General features: G+C 31.2%; 19 protein-coding genes. 1 reads left to right on the plus strand and 18 read right to left on the minus strand.

Translation table 11 applies throughout. The features are described 5' to 3' along the window. Positions 1–6: 6 nt before the first annotated feature. The 9 genes from mutS to HMPREF3046_RS09615 form a co-directional block, all read right to left on the minus strand. Entirely contained in the window at positions 7–2,628 is a 2,622-nt protein-coding gene (gene mutS / locus HMPREF3046_RS09575; protein ID WP_070719091.1) for a DNA mismatch repair protein MutS, read from the minus strand. A 203-nt stretch (positions 2,629–2,831) separates the two neighbouring features. Beyond that, entirely contained in the window at positions 2,832–3,320 is a 489-nt protein-coding gene (thiW, locus tag HMPREF3046_RS09580; protein WP_070719094.1) for an energy coupling factor transporter S component ThiW, read from the minus strand. Positions 3,321–3,340: 20 nt separating this feature from the next. Then, on the minus strand, positions 3,341–3,709 hold the full coding sequence (locus HMPREF3046_RS09585) for a YlbF/YmcA family competence regulator (RefSeq protein ID WP_070719097.1): 369 nt from the start codon (positions 3,707–3,709) through the stop codon (positions 3,341–3,343). A 1-nt stretch (position 3,710) separates the two neighbouring features. After that, positions 3,711–5,255 (minus strand): tRNA (N6-isopentenyl adenosine(37)-C2)-methylthiotransferase MiaB, encoded by a 1,545-nt coding sequence (miaB, locus tag HMPREF3046_RS09590; RefSeq protein ID WP_070719098.1) that lies wholly within the window; start codon positions 5,253–5,255, stop codon positions 3,711–3,713. 184 nt (positions 5,256–5,439) lie between these two features. Beyond that, positions 5,440–5,736: a thiamine-binding protein gene (locus HMPREF3046_RS09595; RefSeq protein ID WP_002448768.1), complete on the minus strand. Its 297-nt coding sequence runs from the start codon at positions 5,734–5,736 to the stop codon at positions 5,440–5,442. 63 nt (positions 5,737–5,799) lie between these two features. Further along, complete coding sequence (locus tag HMPREF3046_RS09600; RefSeq protein ID WP_070719101.1) at positions 5,800–6,420, minus strand: poly-gamma-glutamate hydrolase family protein; 621 nt, start codon at positions 6,418–6,420, stop codon at positions 5,800–5,802. Between the two features lie 146 nt (positions 6,421–6,566). Then, positions 6,567–7,433: a 2-oxoacid:ferredoxin oxidoreductase subunit beta gene (locus HMPREF3046_RS09605; RefSeq protein ID WP_070719104.1), complete on the minus strand. Its 867-nt coding sequence runs from the start codon at positions 7,431–7,433 to the stop codon at positions 6,567–6,569. Further along, the gene (locus HMPREF3046_RS09610) at positions 7,434–9,200 is read right to left on the minus strand and encodes a 2-oxoacid:acceptor oxidoreductase subunit alpha (protein WP_070719107.1); all 1,767 of its coding nucleotides are present in this window, start codon (positions 9,198–9,200) and stop codon (positions 7,434–7,436) included. A gap of 109 nt (positions 9,201–9,309) precedes the next feature. Continuing rightward, entirely contained in the window at positions 9,310–10,104 is a 795-nt protein-coding gene (locus HMPREF3046_RS09615; protein WP_070719109.1) for a TIGR00282 family metallophosphoesterase, read from the minus strand. Between the two features lie 153 nt (positions 10,105–10,257). On the opposite strand from HMPREF3046_RS09615, the gene HMPREF3046_RS09620 reads away from it, so the two are divergent. Continuing rightward, a complete protein-coding gene (locus HMPREF3046_RS09620) occupies positions 10,258–10,473 on the plus strand; it encodes a hypothetical protein (RefSeq protein ID WP_070719112.1) in 216 nt (71 codons plus the stop codon). A gap of 74 nt (positions 10,474–10,547) precedes the next feature. On the opposite strand, the gene rny is transcribed toward HMPREF3046_RS09620, so the two are convergent. The 9 genes from rny to yfmF form a co-directional block, all read right to left on the minus strand. Next, positions 10,548–12,107, minus strand: coding sequence for a ribonuclease Y (gene rny, locus HMPREF3046_RS09625; RefSeq protein WP_002448856.1), 1,560 nt, complete (start codon positions 12,105–12,107; stop codon positions 10,548–10,550). 274 nt (positions 12,108–12,381) lie between these two features. Further along, entirely contained in the window at positions 12,382–13,428 is a 1,047-nt protein-coding gene (gene recA, locus HMPREF3046_RS09630) for a recombinase RecA (protein WP_070719115.1), read from the minus strand. 175 nt (positions 13,429–13,603) lie between these two features. After that, the gene (locus HMPREF3046_RS09635) at positions 13,604–14,743 is read right to left on the minus strand and encodes a CinA family nicotinamide mononucleotide deamidase-related protein (protein WP_070719118.1); all 1,140 of its coding nucleotides are present in this window, start codon (positions 14,741–14,743) and stop codon (positions 13,604–13,606) included. A gap of 133 nt (positions 14,744–14,876) precedes the next feature. Next, positions 14,877–15,452 carry a CDP-diacylglycerol--glycerol-3-phosphate 3-phosphatidyltransferase gene (gene pgsA, locus HMPREF3046_RS09640; RefSeq protein ID WP_070719121.1) on the minus strand — a complete coding sequence of 192 codons (576 nt, stop codon included), beginning with the start codon at positions 15,450–15,452 and terminating at the stop codon, positions 14,877–14,879. A 32-nt stretch (positions 15,453–15,484) separates the two neighbouring features. After that, positions 15,485–15,877, minus strand: a complete 393-nt coding sequence (locus tag HMPREF3046_RS09645) for a helix-turn-helix domain-containing protein (RefSeq protein WP_070719124.1) — start codon at positions 15,875–15,877, stop codon at positions 15,485–15,487. A 20-nt stretch (positions 15,878–15,897) separates the two neighbouring features. Further along, positions 15,898–16,740 (minus strand): DUF3388 domain-containing protein, encoded by an 843-nt coding sequence (locus tag HMPREF3046_RS09650; RefSeq protein WP_070719127.1) that lies wholly within the window; start codon positions 16,738–16,740, stop codon positions 15,898–15,900. A gap of 118 nt (positions 16,741–16,858) precedes the next feature. After that, a complete protein-coding gene (gene ymfI, locus HMPREF3046_RS09655; protein ID WP_070719130.1) occupies positions 16,859–17,563 on the minus strand; it encodes an elongation factor P 5-aminopentanone reductase in 705 nt (234 codons plus the stop codon). Between the two features lie 2 nt (positions 17,564–17,565). Further along, the gene (gene yfmH, locus HMPREF3046_RS09660) at positions 17,566–18,852 is read right to left on the minus strand and encodes an EF-P 5-aminopentanol modification-associated protein YfmH (protein ID WP_070719133.1); all 1,287 of its coding nucleotides are present in this window, start codon (positions 18,850–18,852) and stop codon (positions 17,566–17,568) included. Then, positions 18,852–20,051: an EF-P 5-aminopentanol modification-associated protein YfmF gene (gene yfmF, locus HMPREF3046_RS09665; protein WP_371093842.1), complete on the minus strand. Its 1,200-nt coding sequence runs from the start codon at positions 20,049–20,051 to the stop codon at positions 18,852–18,854. Before yfmF ends, yfmH begins: the two co-directional genes overlap by 1 nt. Positions 20,052–20,100 lie beyond the last annotated feature (49 nt).

Here is a 20,100-nt window from a genome sequence, read left to right on the forward strand (position 1 = left end):
ACACCTCTATCTTAACTGATTTTGTAATTCGCTTAACTTAAGTAATGCTTCAATAGGTGTCATATTTGAAATATTTAAATTTTTAATTTGTGTCTCTATTTCACTTTGTGTTTCATTCGAATTAAATAAGTCAAAACTTGTTTGTTCAAACACATCTGTTTGTTTAATAGTTGAGTGTTCTTCCTTATTAATTAAATGATTATTATTTTCAATATCTTTAGAGTTGTCATTATACTGTTTACGATTGGCATTCTCATTTGATGATCCATTTTGTTCAAACGCATTTAAAATAACTTGAGCTCTTTCAATTACTTTCTCAGGAAGATTTGCTAGTTTAGCAACTTGAATACCATAACTATCATCAACGGCACCTTCCTTAACTTTATGAAGGAAAATAAGTTCACCTTGATACTCGTCTGCTGCTACATGTACATTTTTCAAACTAGATAGTTGTTGATCTAATGTTGTTAATTCATGATAATGGGTTGAAAAAAGCGTCTTAGCGTGTGATGTTTCAGCTACATATTCAATCATAGCTTGCGCTAGAGATAAGCCATCATATGTTGACGTTCCTCTCCCGATTTCATCAAAGATGATTAAACTATCTGCTGTTGCGTATGTTAATGCTTTTTGTGCTTCTAGCATTTCAACCATAAAGGTACTTTTACCGGATACTAAATCATCTGCTGCACCAATTCTTGTGAAAATTTGATCGAAAATAGGTAATATTGCATTATCACATGGCACATAAGCGCCCATTTGTGCCATGATACTAATGATTGCCACTTGACGCATATAAGTTGATTTACCGGACATATTTGGGCCAGTAATCAAGTAAATAAAGTTATTTTGATCAAGATAACAATCATTTGGTACATAATCATTATAATCCATCACGCGTTCTACAACGGGATGTCTAGAATTTTCTAAGTTTAATGTCTTATCATCACTAAATTTTGGTCTAACATAGTTATATTTTTGTGCAATTTCTGCAAAGCTTTGTAGACAATCAAGCTCTGATATTACTTTTGCCTGTCTTTGTAATCTTTCAGTATATGATTTAACATGCTCTCTCAATCGAATAAATAGTTGATATTCTAATTCAATTGCTTTGTCTTCTGCACCTAAAATAATATCTTCTTTTTCTTTTAGTTCGTCTGTAATAAATCTTTCTGCATTAGATAAAGTTTGTTTACGATGATAGCCATGCTCGCTTGGTTCGAAATCTTGAAGATTAGCACGTGTGATTTCAATAAAATAACCAAAAACTTTATTGTAGCTAATTTTTAAAGATTTAATACCGGTTCTTTCACGTTCTTTCGCTTGAAGTTGTGCGAGCCAATCTTTTCCATTTTTAGATGCTTCTAAATACTCATCTAGTTGTTTACTAAATCCTTGTTTGAACAGCCCCCCATCTTTAACTGAAATAGGTGGTTCTTCTACTAAACTATCTTCCAAGACTTTCAGTAGATCTTCTAATGGTTCTAATGTGCTAAACTGCGTTGTTGTCACATTATCCATTTGTTCAAGAAGTGATTTAATATTTGGAATCTCAGAAATAGAATGTTTAAGTTGTATCAAATCTCGAGCATTTACATTTCCATAACTTACTCGTCCTACTAATCTTTCAATATCATATACTTGATTAAGGTAACCTCTTAGAGTATCTCTTTCTATAAAATGGTCAATAAATGATTCTACGATATCTAATCGTTGTTCAATATTGTCTTTATGAATAAGTGGGCGATCAATCCACTGTTTCAAGCATCTTGCGCCCATAGGTGTTTTTGTTTCATCCATTAACCATAACAATGTTCCTTTTTTACTTTTTAAACGTATGCTTTCAGTAAGCTCTAAATTGCGTTTTGCATAATAATCCATTTTCATAAAGTCAATCGCTGCATAGGTTATCACGTCTTCAATATGAGACAAATCTCTTTTTTGAGTATGATGAATATAATCTAACAACAATTGTGTTGTCAAAAACATTAAATTATTTTCTAATGTATTGACACTATATTCCATATCAGAAATTTCTTCTCTAATTGTAATCGTTTCTGTAGTAAGTGAAATTTGTTTTTTTAAACCTTCATTTATGTCTTCTCGTACTACAATTTCATTTGGGTTAATCGTAATGATTTCATTAATTAACGTACTTTCATCTTCAAAATTAGTAGCTTTTAATTCACCAGTAGAAACATCACAATAACTTAATGCGTATCCATTTTCATTCTGAATGAAGCTAAGAATATAATTGTTTTGATTTTCATCCATTCCCTCTTGTTCCATCATTGTTCCAGGTGTGACTATTTTAACTACTTCTCTTTTAACCATACCTTTAGTTTGTTTTGGATCTTCCATCTGTTCACAAATAGCAACTTTATATCCATTGTTAATAAGTGTTTCAATATAGCTATTTGCTGAGTGATACGGAACACCACACATTGGAATTGGATTTTCTTTTTTAGCATCTCTTTTAGTTAAGGTAATTTCTAATACTCTAGATGCTTCTTTAGCATCTTCAAAGAACATTTCATAAAAATCGCCTAATCTAAAAAACAATAAGCAATCTTGATATTGAGATTTTATTTTTAAATATTGTTGCATCATAGGTGTCACATTAGCCATATTTTTTCACAACCTTACTGATATATACTTTTTTCTTCTCACATTTTAACTTGTATATTTTAACATATGTCATACTGAAGCGCTCGTTATCTAAATTAGAATATTATTCTACAACTTAAAAATAAAAGATTATCATCTCTTTACTACGATTAATAAGCATTAAACTTATTAATCGTATGAAATGATAATCTTAAGTAAAATATTTATTTGAATTTATCTAATAATCCACGTTTCTTTAACACTATTAGTAAGATATAACTAATCGCTGCACCAAGAAAACTTGAAACTACAAATACAAGCATTAATGGTTTGATAAAGAAATGTTGCAAACCTAATATCCAAGATAGTGGAATGCACATTAAACTACCAATGATTCCAGTTCCAATCACTTCTCCAACTGCAGCCATAAATATGTGCTTTCTATACATATAGAAGATGCTAGCTAGAAACACACCAATCATACTACCAGGAAAGGCAAATGCACTGCCAGTTCCAAATATTATTCTTATCAAAGAAGAAATCAAAGCCTGTGCTAAACCGTACCATGGTCCTACAAAAACAGCACATAGTACATTTACAAAATGTTGTACTGGGGCTGCTTTTACTGGACCTAAAGGTATAATAATAAAACTACTAAATACGACATTAAAAGCAATAAGTAAAGCTGTAATGGTAAGTGTTTTAGTTTTCATCTTTGAATATTCCCTTCTGTTTATGAGTCGTGATGTGCTTTTTCATTATGCTGATTTAAACTTTGTTCCATAGTAGAAACCATCAATTGCAACAACTCATTTGCTTCAAATTGCGCTGACCGAAACTCTTCAACAATAGGTATTGCATTGATTTCTTTTTCAAGTTGAGAAATTTCTTTTTCAGATTTTTGATAAGCCTGATGCTTACCATAATTTTGAAAATTTACTGACTGTTTTTGTTGCAATTTTAATTGTTTCATTTTTTGTTCAATTGATGAATTTTTATGAATTTGTTGCTCTACATTTTGATATTGTTTAATCAATTCTAGTGCCTTTATTTTGTTCGATACACAATCTGCTTGCTTTAGAATATCTTCTTTCTCATACATATTAATTAGTCACCATAACTTGATTATGAAAATGTAAAAATTCTCCATTTAGCGAGTATTGTTTTGCTTCTTTAATTTTAACATCAACAAGTTGACCAATAGCTTCACGAGGTCCTTTAAAGTTAACTAATTTATTTTTTTCAGTATAACCTGCTAGAACGGTCTCATCTTTTTTACTTGTTCCTTCACATAAAACAGTAACAACTTGTCCTTCATAATTTTGCATTGCTTTTTCTGAATATTGACCGACTTTTTTATTTAAACGTTGCAAGCGATCTTTTTTCACTTCAGTTGGAACATTATCTTTCATTTTAGCAGCAGGCGTACCATCTCTTTGTGAATATAAATACGTATAAGCATGTTCAAATTGAACTTCGTCGTATAATGAAAGTGTTTCTTCAAATTGTTCTTCTGTTTCGTTAGGATATCCTACTATTATGTCAGTAGTAAGGGCGACATTAGGAATAGCTTCTTTAATTCTATCAACTAAATCTAAGTAACTTTCACGTGAATATTTACGTCCCATTATTTTTAATACAGCATTATTTCCAGATTGTACAGGTAAATGAATGTGAGGAACGATATTTCCACCTTTTGCAATTACTTCAATCATTCTATCTGTAAAATCCCAAGGATGACTTGTTGTAAAACGTACACGTGGAATGTCAATTTTAGAAATATCCTCTAATAAATCACCTAAGCCATAATCTAAATCTTTAATATCTTTTCCATATGAATTAACATTTTGTCCTAGAAGTGTAATTTCCTTATAACCTTCACGAGCGAGACCTCGAACTTCTTCAATAATATCTTGTGGTCTACGACTGCGTTCTTTTCCTCGTGTAAAAGGTACAATACAATATGTACAGAATTTATCACATCCATACATAATATTAACCCATGCTTTTGTACTTCCTTCACGCACTTTAGGTAGGTTTTCAATAACGTCGCCTTCTTTAGACCAAACCTCAACGACCATGGCTTTTGATAAATATGCTTCTTCTAAAATTTCAGGTAATTTATGTATGTTATGCGTTCCAAAAATCATATCCACATTTTGATATGATTTTAAAATCTTATTTACAACTGATTCTTCTTGTGACATACAACCGCATACACCAATCAATGTTTCAGGTCTATTTTTCTTTAAATGTTTTAAATTACCTATTTCACTAAATACTTTATTTTCAGCGTTTTCACGAATAGCACATGTATTAATTAATATAACATCCGCTTCATTAATATCATCAGTGGCTTGATAGTCTAAAGCTTGCAAAATTCCTGCCATTACTTCAGTATCATGTGCATTCATTTGACACCCATATGTTTTAATTAAAAATGTTCGTCCTTTCCCCATACCTTTATATTTATCTTCAATATGAAAATCTCGATTATATTGAACATCTTGTTTACCACGCTTTTTTGCTTCTTTAAGATTAGGTGGTTGATAAACATGTTCGAAATATTTACTATAATCTTTTTCTGCTTTTTTATTACGTTCGTCTAAAATATCTATCGTACCAGCTTTTCTTTGCTCTTCGTTCACTTTACAAAAATCCTTTCTATATGCCCTAATATTATTAGTACATTATATTAAAATTAGCATTAAAGTGCAAAAAGAGTTTAAAAATTAATATATTTTATTATTAAATATTGAATAAAAAAGTGGAATAGATGTCATCTTAAATCTTACTCCACTTTGATTAAACTTTATTTAACTTTAAACTATGTTATGCTTCATCATATTTACCGGTTAGAGTTTCAATAGATATACCTTCTGGCACATGATAAAACTTCACTTGGCTAATAATACTAGGACATTCTAATTCAACCATTCTTTCATTCAATTTTTGAATTAAAATTAAGCATTCACTCATATCACCTTGGACAGTCGTTTCAAGAGGTCCTACTCTGTAATGTAGTCCCGACTGATCGATAATTTTAATAGCTTCATCTACATAAGGAATAACATCATCATTATTAGGTGTTTTAGGAACTATTTGTACACTCATTAACGTATCTTGCATAAATTTCACCTCTATGATTTATTTATAATTTTATTTTATCATGATTATCTTTATAAATCTGAGTTATTCTATATTTTCTATTGCAGATTTTATAGCTTTTGCAAAGTCGTACATTAATTTGTCCCAATTTGACTGATTTTCTCTACTTTTTCGATTTGTTTTATTATTTTTGAAAAAAGACTTACGTAATGAGGTAGTTAACTCGATTTGTACACCCATACCTCTAGTCGTACTATTAACAATATTATTATCCTGTTGACCTGAAATATGGCTTGGTGCCTCCTTTGCTTTTATACCAATATTATTTAATTGTTCTTTGATGAGTGATTTTAGACGTTCGTCTTTTCCACCAATATAAGCAATGCTCTCGTTCCCTTCACAACCATGAATAGCAATAGCTTGATTACTTTTAGTTACAAGATTCATTGCATCTTTATTATCATAACGTGTAGAAGTTACGTGCAATTCTTTATTTCCTTTACTACGTAAACCTTCGAAAATAAAGTAATTATATCCTCCTTCATCAGCAATTATACTTGCTAATTCAGTTGTAGCGGGTTCAATGCCTCCACCATGAATTGCTAGTATTGAAACGCTGCTATTTCGGTTTTTAGTTATTATTTTCCAGTCTTCATTTTCAATCGTTTCTTTTTCCAATTCTTGCATTGATTTAAATTGATCCAACATTCCCACTCCTTTTATTTACTATATTATTTTCTTCCCTAATAAAAATAAATAAATGAAGTTTAACAAGATTTTTATAAATTTAAACTTAAATTAAAAGACATTCTTGAAGTCATATGATTCTTTCAAGAATGTCTTTAAAAAAATTATACAAATTGAGCAGTTAAGTCATTAAACTCTTGTTCAGAAAGATGAATATCTCTTTTAGTTAATGCACTTTCATCTAATTCTTCAATTTGTGATTCATATGAAGGTATTGTTGTGTCTTGATATACAATACCTTTAATTAGTGATTCGTGTTCTAATACAGTTTTCATCGCTAATTGTTTATCTGTTGGATCATAATTTTCAATATCTTCTATATTAGTTAAGTGTTCTTTAAACCAGTCATACGTATTCACTTTATTATATGTCACACATGGAGAAAACACATTTACAAATGAAAATCCATCATGATTAATTGCATCTTCAATTATTTTTGTCAATGCTTTAATATCACTTGAAAAACCTTGTGCTACAAATGTAGCACCTGATGATAGTGCTAATTCTAATGGCGCCACATTTTTTTCGATATTTCCTTTAGGTGTTGATTTAGTTACAAATCCAACAGCAGAAGATGGAGACGTTTGACCTTTAGTTAGTCCATAAATTTGATTATCCATAACAATATAAGTCATATTCATATTGCGACGTAATGCATGAATTGTATGACCCATGCCAATAGCATAACCATCACCGTCGCCACCTGAAGCAATGACTGTTAAGTCTTTATTAGCCATTTTCACTCCCTGTGCAAGAGGTAATGCACGACCGTGAATACCATGCACGCCATAAGAGTTAATATAACCTGATAAACGACCTGAACAACCTATTCCAGTAATTAATGCCACTTCTTCAGGTTCTAAACCTAAATTTGCTGCCGCTTTTTGAATTGCAGCTTGTACTGAAAAATCTCCACATCCTGGGCACCAGTTTGGCTTCACACTGTTTCTAAAATCTTTAAATGTAGCCAATTACATCATCTCCTTCATATCTTTAGCTACTGAAAGTCCTTTGTCTTCTATTTCATGTGGTAAAAAAGGTGTACCATCATATTTAGTTTGATTAACTAATTTGTCTTGAATGGCAGTATTCATTTTTAAGATATTTGATAATTGGCCTTGATAGTTATGCTCAGCTACTATAACGCTTGAAGCTTTATCAATAGCTTGTTGAATCATATCTTTTGGTAATGGGTGAAGTTGACGAATTTGCATCGTATTAACTTTAATCCCATTATTATTTAATCGTTTACTTCCTTCTTCAATTGCACCTTTACTTGAAATAAATCCGATATATAAAATATCTGCTTTCTCATGCTTCTCATCATAATCAACAGGTGTTTCAATAAGTAAGTTCGCAGTTTTACTCATACGTTTTTCCATTTGTTCACGTCTGTTGTCAGCAGCTTCACTTGGCTTACCTTCTTGATTATGTTCAACACCAGTAACATGGTGAATACCACCTTTAACACCAGGAAGTGGACGTTGTGAAATTCCAGATGTTGTAAGTGCATAACGTTTAAAGTATGATTTATCATCTTCATCACGTTCAATATCTGATTGAATAAGCTCACCACGTTTAATTTGAATTCTATTGTAATCGAGTTGTTTTACTGTTTGTTTACCTAATGACAATTGCAAATCGCTTAATACGATAACCGGACATTGATATTCTTCAGCTAAGTTAAAAGCTTCCATAGTTAAATAAAAAGCATCTTCAGCATCAGTTGGTGCTACTACTATCTTAGGAATGTCTCCATGTGTTCCATAGATCATTTGCATTAAATCTGATTGTTCTTGTTTTGTAGGTAATCCAGTTGAAGGGCCTCCACGTTGCGTATTAACAATAACTAGTGGTGTTTCAGTCATACCTGATAAACCAATGGCTTCCATCATTAAAGATAAACCTGGTCCCGCACTCGCAGTAAATGCTCTAACTCCTGCATAGTTCGCACCAATTGCCATATTCGCTGCAGCAATTTCATCTTCAGTTTGTACTACAGTTCCTCCTACTTTTGGAACATTTGCAATCATATACTCCATAATTTCTGAAGCGGGTGTAATTGGATAAGCTGCCATAAATCTTGAACCAGCTGAAATCGCGCCTAATCCAATTGCATCGTTACCAATCATGTATAAATGTGGTGTGCCCTCACTATCTTCTAGTAAATAATCACCATTTACTGTATCTGTATCTAATTTATCCTTCATCAACTCATAACCCTGATGAAGTGCTTCTATATTCATTTCAACAACTTTTTGGCCTTTTTTAGTAAACATATTTGTAATTAACGTTTCGAAAGTTGTTGTATCTAACTTCATTACTGCACAAGTTGCACCAATCGCTACCATATTTTTCATCAGTGCAGTACCTAATTCTTTAGCTGTTAATGTTAACGGTAATTCAATAAGTTGAGCGCGACAATGATCTGGTTTAGAAGGTTTAGCTTTAGCATCTGCAATAATAATACTATCTTCTCTCATTTCATGATGATTTAATTCAATTGTCTCTTGATCAAATGCAACTAAAATATCTAAATCGTCACTAATTGCATGAACTGGAGAAGTTGAGACTCTTATTTTATTATTTGTATGACCGCCTTTGATTCGGCTTGAGAAATGTCGATATCCATATAAATAATAGCCTTTTCGATTCATTGCAGTAGCAAATATTTCTCCAGTTGACTCAATACCTTCACCTTGTTGTCCGCCCACTTTCCATGATATTTGTGGTTTCATATCATTAGCCTCCTGTGGAATTAATTCATACTAAATCATAACAAAAATAACCACCGTCTTACTATGTCAACAGTGGCTTTTATTTAAATTCATACTAATGGACTATACACTATTTATCAAAAGGATGATCCTCATTGATTAAAATGCGTTCTATAAATTTGGTTCTTCCATTTTTATCTAAATCTATAATAACACCTGAAAGTACACTTCTACCATTATCAGGCACTACATGTCGTTGTGGCAAACTTGTAATAAAACGCTTAATAACTTCCTCGCGATTAATCCCTAGTATTCCATCATAATAACCAGTCATACCTACATCAGTAATATAGCCTGTACCATTGGGTAAAATACGCTCATCAGATGTTTGAATATGAGTATGTGTTCCTACAACAGCGCTGACTCTTCCATCTAAATACCAACCCATTGCATTTTTCTCTGAAGTAGTTTCTGCATGAAAATCTACAAAAATATAATTAGTTTCTTTTTTAGCTTCTTCAATCAATTGATCTGCTTTTTTAAATGGGTCATCAATATCTTGCATAAATGAACGTCCTTGCAAGTTAATGATGGCAACTTTAATATCATTAACCTGAATAAAACGCATGCCAACACCTGGCGCTTCACTCGGGAAATTAGCAGGTCTTATCATCCTTTTAGCATCATCAATAAAGTCATAAATCTCTCTTTGACCATAAGTATGATTCCCCATTGTCATAAAATCCACGCCATCTCTAAGCAATTGTTTATATATTTTTTCAGTTAAACCTTTTCCATGAGCAGCATTTTCTGCATTAACAATGCTTAATGTAGGCTTATAAGCTTGCTTTAATTTAGGCAAATATTCAGCAATGACATTTCTACCTACTTTTCCTACGATATCTCCAATAAATAAAATTCGCATTAATGTTCATCCTCTCACAATATAGTGTAATTGAAATAACTATATAATTAAAGGTAGAGTTTCATATTTTTTAAAATTACACAGTCTTAACTTTAGCATGCATACAGCATATGTTATTATAAGATTATAAAAATTTAGGAGTTGTATAATTAGATGTCAATTAATATCGATCCAGAAAAATTTGCAGAACTAGTTGTAAAAGCAAACCCATCAAGATCAGAAGATGCAGAAGATATAGCTAAAGAAAGCTTAGAATTATATATTAACGCATACCGTCTAGCAGAAAGATATTCTAATATTGCTACAAATTGTTATGATACAGCTGAAATTCTTTCTGAAATCAAAAAAACAAATTTACAACTTAAATAATGAAAAAACCTGAGACATTTTAAATATGTCTCAGGTTTTTTAGTAATCAGTGAGTCCTTATTTAATTTTAAAAATTACTTCGCATACTCTACTGCTCTAGTCTCTCTAACAACTGTCACTTTAATATGTCCTGGATATTGTAATTCTTCTTCAATTTGATTTTTTATATCTCTAGCTAATCGGTAAGATTTTAAATCATCTATTTCTTCAGGAGAAACAATAACTCTAATCTCTCTACCAGCTTGAATTGCGAACGCTTTTTCAACACCTTCATAACTTTCTGAAAGAGTTTCTAAGCGTTCTAATCTACGAATATAATTTTCAAGTGTTTCTTTACGTGCTCCTGGACGTGCGGCCGATAATGCATCTGCAGCAGCTACTAGAATTGAAATAATAGATGTTGGTTCAACATCTCCGTGATGTGAATGAATCGCATTAATTACAGTTTCAACTTCACCGTATTTTTTAGCTAATTCAACACCAATTTCAACATGGCTACCTTCAACTTCATGATCAATTGCTTTACCTACATCATGTAGTAATCCAGCTCTTTTTGCTAGACTAACATCCTCGCCTAATTCAGCAGCTAACATTCCAGAAAGATGAGCGACTTCCATAGAATGTTTTAAGACATTTTGGCCGTAACTTGTTCTATAGTTTAAACGACCTAAAATTTTCACTAAATCTGGATGCATATTATGAACATTGATTTCAAATGTTGCTTGTTCACCTGCATCTCTAATGATGTCATCTACTTCTTTTCTAGCTTTGTCTACCATTTCTTCGATACGACCTGGATGAATTCTTCCATCAGAGACTAAATTCACTAATGCAGTCCTAGCGATTTCACGTCTAATTGGATCAAATCCAGATAAAATCACTGCTTCAGGAGTATCATCAATAATCAAGTCGATACCTGTTAACGTTTCTAAAGTACGAATATTTCTACCTTCTCTACCAATAATTCGACCTTTCATCTCATCATTTGGTAAATTAACTACTGAAACAGTAGATTCCGTTGTATGATCAGCAGCTAATCTTTGTACAGTAGTAGCTAACAATTCTTTTGCTGTTTTGTTAACTTTTTCTTTAGCTTCTCTTTCCTTTTCCTTAACAAGTACTGCAATATCTTGTGACAGTTCTTCTTCCACTCTATGAAGTTGTTCATTAACTGCTTCCTCTTGAGTGAGACCGGAGATGCGTTCTAATTCTTGTTCATGCTTCATTATTAACGTCTGAACACTACTCTCTTTTGCATCTACTTGTTGTTGTCTTTCTTCAATTTTGGATTCTTTTTGATCTAAAATCTCATCTTTTTTATCCAATAATTCTGATTTACGATCTAAATTTTCCTCTTTTTGAAGATTTCGGGCTTCTTGTCTTTGAAGCTCACTACGTCTTTCACGTAGCTCTGTTTCAACTTGTTCTCTAATAATTTGATTTTCTTCTTTTGCCTCTAATAATTTCTCTTTTTTGATATTATCTGCTTCTTTTTGTCCTTGTTTGATAATATCATTAGCAGTTTGTCTAGCTTGAATTTGCTTTTGGTGTAATATATTTCGGGCTAAAAAATACCCTACAACAACCCCTAGAATAATCCCCAGCAAAATGAGTAGGAGGTCTAATAAATTCACATAAACACCTCCTTTTTCTAGGTATTTGCTTGTATATTAAAATCTCTATGATTTTTTATAAATTGTATAAATAATATACATATTAATTGTACGTTTATGTACTCAGTAGTGTCAAGATATGAAATTTCACTTCAATTTCACTACACCTACTTATAAAAGAAAGAGAGTGACATTGAATTCATTTCGAACTCATTATTCACTCTCACACAAAATAATTTTAATATTTATATATATATTAAAAGTATAGTCTAGTTAAAGCATTAAAAATTCAACATTATTCTTCATCGAATAGTGTTTGTGATGATTTATCTTCATTTTCTTCAACATCACCATCGAAAATGCCTAATTTTTCACGTAATTTGCGATCGATTTCATCTTTAATTTGAGGGTTTTCTTTAAGATATGTTTTAACATTTTCCTTACCTTGACCCATTCTCTCACCATTATACGAGTACCAAGCACCAGATTTATCGACAATATCATTTTCTACACCTAAGTCAATTAATTCGCCCTCTTTTGAAATACCTTGACCATACATGATATCTACTTCAGCAATTCTAAATGGTGGTGCTACTTTATTTTTAACAACTTTAATTTTAGTTCTGTTACCTACAATATCTTGACCTTGTTTTAATTGTTCTGCACGACGCACTTCTAAACGTACCGAGCTATAGAATTTTAATGCTCTACCACCTGGTGTAGTTTCTGGGTTACCAAACATTACGCCAACTTTTTCACGAATTTGGTTAATAAATATAGCTGTCGTATTTGATTTTGAAATTGCACCTGAAAGTTTACGTAAAGCCTGAGACATTAAACGTGCTTGAAGGCCAACATGTGTATCTCCCATTTCACCTTCAATTTCAGCTTTAGGAGTCAAAGCAGCAACTGAGTCTACAACAACAATGTCAACCGCTCCACTTCTTACGAAAGCTTCCGCTATTTCTAAACCTTGTTCACCATGGTCGGGTTGAGAAAGATATAAATTATCTATATCAACACCTAATGCTTCAGCATATACTGGATCAAGTGCATGTTCAGCATCGATAAACGCAGCAACGCCTTCATTTTTTTGCACTTCAGCAATAGCATGAAGTGCTACTGTTGTTTTACCGGAACTTTCCGGACCATATATTTCAATAATTCTTCCTTTAGGATAACCACCTACACCTAGTGCATTATCTAAAGTAACTGAACCACTTGATACACTAGATACACGACGACCTTTATTATCGCCTAATTTCATTACTGCACCCTTACCAAAGGATTTTTCCATATTCTTTATAACTGTATCTAAAGCTTTTTGACGATCATTATCCAAAGCGAAACCTCCTATATGAGATAGTTATCTATTTAATATTATATATATATTATACTCTTAACCATATTCAAACACAAGCGTTTTACGAATATTTGTTCGTATAAAATAAGGGAGATGAACGCAAAATCGAACAAATGTGCTCGAAATTTATACCTATTTTTAATTTAAGTTCATTTTAGTGCCAATTTAATAATCTTATTAATACATAATTTTGACTTCTGTTCGGCAGTATATTTCTTGATTGTGTTATCTTAAATGTAGTCATTTTAAACTCATCTTTTGTATTAATTGCTAGATAAACATTCTCTTTCTCATGTAATATTGCTATACCCATTTCGGTTTTATATAAATCTTTTACATATGATGAGGCGTCTCTTAATTGCATTTCAATACTTGAATGATGATTTAAAAATATATCACTATCTGGTAATATTCCTTTTAATATATTTTGTTTATCAAAACGTTTTAAACGAGTATAAATCGCTCCATCAGTTACCCCATCATATATACTTACTGTAGAATTCATCTGTTCCATTACAGATTGTTCTAATAATGTGTCATCTGAACCATAATAAAATTGACCAATTCTTCCTAGTATTTCTTCTTTTATAGGTTGAATCAATGTTTTACACTCGTTTTGTGTAGAAGCATTTGCTGTTAATCTAATATATACTTCATGTTTCCCTGCTAATGGAGCTATCGTAGGATTCGTTTGTTTTTCAATTAAATCCATAAGTTCTGTTTCAACTTTCGATTCTCCAATTCCTGCAAATCTAAGTTGCTCTGAAAAAATAGTATTATCATTATCTATAAGTAATGGAAGCAACTCATTTTTAGCCATAGGTTGCATTTCACTCGGGGGACCAGGTAACAGAATTACTTTTTTATTATTCATTTCAATAAACATACCTGGAGCCATACCATAATGATTTTTTAATACTTTCGCTCCCTCTACCACAAGTGCTTGTTGTTTATTATTAGGTGTCATTTCTTGCCCTTGTTCTTTGAAAAAATCTTCAATATAATTTAATGCTTCTTCATTAGTCACTAAGTTTTTATTTAATACTTTTGCTACTGTCTGTTTAGTTAAATCATCTTTAGTTGGGCCCAATCCACCAGTGAGTACTAGTGTGTCAAATCTTTTTAGTCCTTCTCTAATAATAAATTCTAAACGATCAGGATTATCACCGATAACTGTATGTTCAACTATATTCTTTCCAATTTGATTGAAAAGTTTTGATAAATATTGGCCATTTGTATTTGCTATTTGACCTAATAATAATTCTGAACCTACTGCTATGATAGATATATTCATATGTCCCTCTCCCTTATATAGTCTTAATTCATATTTTATACTTAATTTATTATATAATCTAAAAAATAACTCAAAAAAATGAGAGTCCTTTTATGCGACTCTCATTACATTTTACTTTATTTGATTATACTTTTTATTGCTTAAACACATCTCTACCTTTATAGAAATATTCAATTCCTGATAATATTGTAAAGAATACGCCAATGTATAGTAATACTTGTCCTAATTGGAATCCAATCCAGTTTAAGAATAAATCACCAAGTAAAATCCAAATAATTGCTACCATTGTAACAGCTGTTTTAATTTTACCTAATTGGCCTGCTGCACTCACAAATCCTTGTTCAATTTGAAGCAAACGTAAACCTGTAACCGCAAACTCACGAGCAATGATAATAATTGCTACAACTGAATTAGTTAACCCTAATTGAACCATAACAATAAGAGCACTAGAAACTAATAATTTATCCGCTAACGGATCTAAAAACTTACCCATATTTGTCACAAGTTGCCATTTTCTTGCTAAATAACCATCTAAAAAATCACTTAAAGAAGCTACAATAAAAATAATAGCAGCAATAAGTTGCTCTATTCTTATGTCGTATCCACCTAATACAGATACACTGCCAAAACCAAAGTTTACTAGAGCAAATAATATAAATACTGGAATCAAAATCACTCTAAAAACTGTAATCTGGTTAGGTATATTCATTTTAATACCTCATTTCTTAATTTATATGTAAATTATATTAATAATACTGCTAATACCCACATAATAAAAGTAATAATTATAACAATACTAAGCATAATTAATAATTGAATAGGTTCTTTATTTTTAGTACGATATTCGGGCACTTCGTTATGTCGATAATGATGTAAAAGTGTATCGAGTTGATTGTGTTGATTAGGAATTTCTTCATGATGCACTTTAATGAGTTGATTTACATCCATATTAACTACACCTGCATAACGTCTAATAAAACCTTCAGCGTAATCCACTTTGGCAAGTTGATCAAATTTATTCTCTTCAATATATTTTAACGTTTCTCGCTTTAATTGTGTACGTTGTTCTAATTCTGTTAATGTCATTCCTAATCTTTCTCTTCTATCTTTTAAGGTTTCACCAATTGTTTTCACTTTTGACGCCTCCACCCTCATTACTCAGAAAAACCGAAGCCACCGCCAAACACATCTTCTCCAAAATCTAATGTATTTTTGCTTTGAATTGCTTGTTGTTTAACTTGTTGTTTCATGTGATCATATTCAATTTTTTGATTCTCATGTTCACGTAGCTCGATAATATAATCAAAATCATCGATGCTATATTGATTTGTTTCTATAAATAAATCTGGATGCTCAACTACTTTTATTGATGGTAAAGTCATCACTTCTTCAACTAACTGTTGATGTTTAGGATTTGTTTCTCTAGCAGTTACCGCACCATCAATAATATAAACATGATTAGCATCATATTCACCTTTTATAAGAGAACTACGAACTGTCTGTTTAATTAATGTTGAACTTATAAATAGCCATCGTTTATGCGCACAGACACTACCTGCAACAATCGATTCTGTTTTTCCAACACGAGGCATACCTCTAATACCTATTAATTTATGACCATTTTCTTTAAATAATTCTGCTAAAAAGTCGACCAGTAAACCTAAATCTTCACGTTCAAAACGAAATGTTTTTTTGTCACCTGCATCTTGTTCAATATAACGACCATGACGCACTGCTAAACGATCACGTAACTCTGGAATTCTTAACTTTGTTATTTCTATTTCTTTCAATTCATGAATGATATTTTCAAAACGTGTGACTTTTTCAAGACTATCTGTCTTAATAAGTAATCCACGACGCCCTTGATCAACACCATTTATAGTAATAATACTAATCCCTAACATACCAAGTAAACTCGATACGTCGCCTAAAAGTCCAGCCCGATTAACAATTATCTCGTATTCTAAATACCATTCCTTTTTTTTAGCAACAGTCATCTAACCAACCCCTTGTTTAAATACAATTTGAAATATTCCCCTTATATAATTAAATTTATTATATCATTGATTATAAAAAACGAATCGTCAAATCTGCATTTAAAATTTAGGATACTTTTTAAATATACCAACCCCCATTAACCTTTTGGACTGTTCCTGTAATACTCTTAGCATTAGGATGGTATAAATAAGCGCACACATGTGCTACTTCTTGTGGAGCTATCATTCTTTGTTGTGGTAGTTCAGATAAAATAACTGCTTTTTCTTCATCACTGAATGCTTTAGCCATACGTCCTGAAACAAAACCAGGTGCTATAGCATTCACAGTGACATTCGTCAATGCTAGCTCTTGACTGAGGGCCTTTACAAATCCAATTTGAGCACTTTTCATTGCTGAATAAATAGTTTCCATACTTGCTCCCGTTTCGCCCCAAATTGATGAGATAACAATAATTCTACCATTTGTACTTTTTCTCAATATGTCTATGAAATATCGACAGCATCGAATCAACTGTTTGACATGAATATGATAACATTCATCTATCTCTTTATCTTTCATATCTTGTAACATTCCATATAATGATGTACCACTACTATAAATTAAACAGTCTAAATGTTTTATATGACTAAATATATCATTTAAATCAATGTCATGAGTCAAATCCATTTGAATGAATTCTACAGCTTCACCTTTATACTTTTTTTCTAAGGATGAGATATCAGATTGATAATATTGAAGTACTACTTCATATCCATCTTTTAATAAACGATCTACAATCGCACTGCCAATACTACCTGAACCACCAAATACTAATGCTTTCATATTTAATCTATCTCCAAACGACTATCAACAAGACGGTCAATATTTAGATATTGTTTGGCAGTTTCATTAATACTATCTAAAGTAATATTTTCTACAATATCTAACATATCAAATACACTTACGCCCTCAAAATACAACTTTGCATATTGATTTGCAATATATTCTGGGGAGTTCAAACTAGAGATAAATTCGCCAATAAACTGTTTCTTCAATAATTCAAACGCTTCTGAATCTTTTAAGTTTCCTCTATGTTTCTTTAATTCAGTAAGTAACCTAACCTTTAATTGATCTGGTTCATGAGTAGCACTTGTAATAATTGAGAAACTATAAGTAGGTTCAAGAACAAATTGATATCCAAATGAATCATCAATTAAATCATCATTAAGAAGAGATTGATAGAAATCTGTTTCTTCACCGAATACTAGTTCAAAAAATAAAGTCATTTCTAAATCTCTTTGAACATATTTCTCAGGTGCTTCATCCAAAGGTTCATTTTTAAACCCTAACATTAAACGTGGAGACTGTAATTTCATTTTTTCAGATACAAATGATTGAACTACTTCATTTGGTTCTTTTATTGCTCTTCTTTGTATAGAAGGTTGATTTGTTTTATGACGACGATTTTCATGTTCTTCAATAACATTACAAATACGTTTAGGATCCACATCTCCTACGACAAATAATACCATATTGGATGGATGATAAAACGTTTCATAACATAAGTATAAATCATCTTTAGTGATACTATAAATACTCTCAACACTACCTGCAATATCTACTTTAATTGGATGATGATGATACATTGCGCGCAATGTATTGAACATAACTTTATATCCTGGTTGTTCTTGATACATTTTAATTTCTTCAGCAATAATTCCTTTTTCTTTGTCTACTGTTTCTTTTGAAAAATAGGGTGTTTCCACCATATCAAGTAAACGTAGAATATTACGTTCAACTTGATCAGTTGCACTAAACAAATAACTCGTACGATCAAAACTTGTAAATGCATTAACTTGAGCATTATCATTAGCAAATGCAGTAAATACATCTTCATCATCGTCTTTTTCAAATAACTTATGCTCTAAAAAATGTGCTACTCCATCTGGTACAGTCACATATTGATCTTTATGATGAGGTTTAAATGTATTATCCAACGAACCGAATTGAGTTGTATAGGTCACATATGTTTTTTGAAATCCTTTTTTAGGAATTACAAATAAGCGTAATCCATTATTTAGTTCATGTTTATAGACGCGTTCATCAATTAATTCATAATATTGTTCTTGCACTATGATTGACCTCCTTTCGTTAATACATATATCGTATCTAAATAGGCTTGGTTTGCCATTTTAATGACATCTTCTTTAGTCACTTTATCAATTAATTCCACATAGTCTTTATCTGATTGAGGGTGATTTAGAAGTAGTTGATTTTGCATGACTTCAATAATACCTTTAGGTCTATCTGCAATTTCTTGTCGTTGTGAAATGATAATTTTTTTAGCTAATGCTAATTTTTCTTCAGAGAAATCCCCAACTTTAAACTTCTCGAATTCTTCAATAATTGTGTTTTTTGCAATATCGTATTTTTCAACAGATACGCCACTTAATACAAATAAATAGCCATTTTTTCCATCTAATTGTGAATGAATAGAATAAGCTAAACTTTGTTTTTCACGTACTTCATTAAATAGTACTGAAGAAGGATCACCGCCAAACATAGTATTTAATACGACAAGTGCATAGTAATCTTCATTTCCATAATGAGTTGGAAAACGATAACCTAAATTTAATTTAGCTTGGTCAACGGTATCTTTTTCAATGATTGTCTCAGTAGATTGGGCGGTACAGTCGATATTTAAATTATGGTTAAAGTCAAACGTAGTTGAGCTAAGACTAAATGAATTTTCTATGAGTGATGTAACTTCTTTTTTATTTACATTTCCCACTACATACACTGAACACATATCATTATTTATCATAGATTTATATGTATCATACAAACTTTCATTTGTAATACGCGCAATATTTTCTATTTGACCTATAGCTAAATAACGATAAGCTTCATTTTTGAACATATATTTTAATAAATTAATAAATGAATATTGCGCTTTATTATCAACCATCGCTTCTATTTTTTTATGTAATAATGATTTTTCTTGAGTAACAAATGTAGAATTGAATGAATGGTCCTCAACAAGTGGATTCATTATGACTTCTTTTAATAAATTCAAACCTTTTTCAAATAATGGTGTAGTATCTTTAAGATAACGTTCATTTACAATTTCTAAAGAAATAGTAATGACATGTTTATCTTTAAATTTAGAAACAAAACTATTAATATAAGCCCCATAAAGCTCTGATAATTGTTTATTAAATGATTTATCTGTTGGCCATTTTTTTGTGGCACGAACCAATACTTTACTTAGTAATGAACGAGCAGTAATTGTTTCGTAATCTAGTGGTGCCATAAATTTAAATGTGATCATCGTTGTTTTAAATTTCTCAGTTGGAAGAATATCAATATGTATTTGATGA

Source organism: Staphylococcus sp. HMSC070D05 (assembly GCF_001815595.1).
GTDB lineage: Bacteria > Bacillota > Bacilli > Staphylococcales > Staphylococcaceae > Staphylococcus > Staphylococcus hominis.

What these genes read in the sequence shown, in the direction of transcription:
- yfmF (WP_371093842.1), bottom strand. Translation starts at nt 20,051, where the DNA reads ATGATCACATTTAAATTTATGGCACCACTAGATTACGAAACAATTACT.
- pgsA (WP_070719121.1), bottom strand. Translation starts at nt 15,452, where the DNA reads ATGAATATACCTAACCAGATTACAGTTTTTAGAGTGATTTTGATTCCA.
- thiW (WP_070719094.1), bottom strand. Translation starts at nt 3,320, where the DNA reads ATGAAAACTAAAACACTTACCATTACAGCTTTACTTATTGCTTTTAAT.
- HMPREF3046_RS09615 (WP_070719109.1), bottom strand. Translation starts at nt 10,104, where the DNA reads ATGCGAATTTTATTTATTGGAGATATCGTAGGAAAAGTAGGTAGAAAT.
- ymfI (WP_070719130.1), bottom strand. Translation starts at nt 17,563, where the DNA reads ATGAAAGCATTAGTATTTGGTGGTTCAGGTAGTATTGGCAGTGCGATT.
- HMPREF3046_RS09620 (WP_070719112.1), top strand. Translation starts at nt 10,258, where the DNA reads ATGTCAATTAATATCGATCCAGAAAAATTTGCAGAACTAGTTGTAAAA.
- HMPREF3046_RS09650 (WP_070719127.1), bottom strand. Translation starts at nt 16,740, where the DNA reads ATGACTGTTGCTAAAAAAAAGGAATGGTATTTAGAATACGAGATAATT.
- mutS (WP_070719091.1), bottom strand. Translation starts at nt 2,628, where the DNA reads ATGGCTAATGTGACACCTATGATGCAACAATATTTAAAAATAAAATCT.
- HMPREF3046_RS09610 (WP_070719107.1), bottom strand. Translation starts at nt 9,200, where the DNA reads ATGAAACCACAAATATCATGGAAAGTGGGCGGACAACAAGGTGAAGGT.
- HMPREF3046_RS09585 (WP_070719097.1), bottom strand. Translation starts at nt 3,709, where the DNA reads ATGTATGAGAAAGAAGATATTCTAAAGCAAGCAGATTGTGTATCGAAC.
- HMPREF3046_RS09595 (WP_002448768.1), bottom strand. Translation starts at nt 5,736, where the DNA reads ATGCAAGATACGTTAATGAGTGTACAAATAGTTCCTAAAACACCTAAT.
- HMPREF3046_RS09635 (WP_070719118.1), bottom strand. Translation starts at nt 14,743, where the DNA reads ATGAATATATCTATCATAGCAGTAGGTTCAGAATTATTATTAGGTCAA.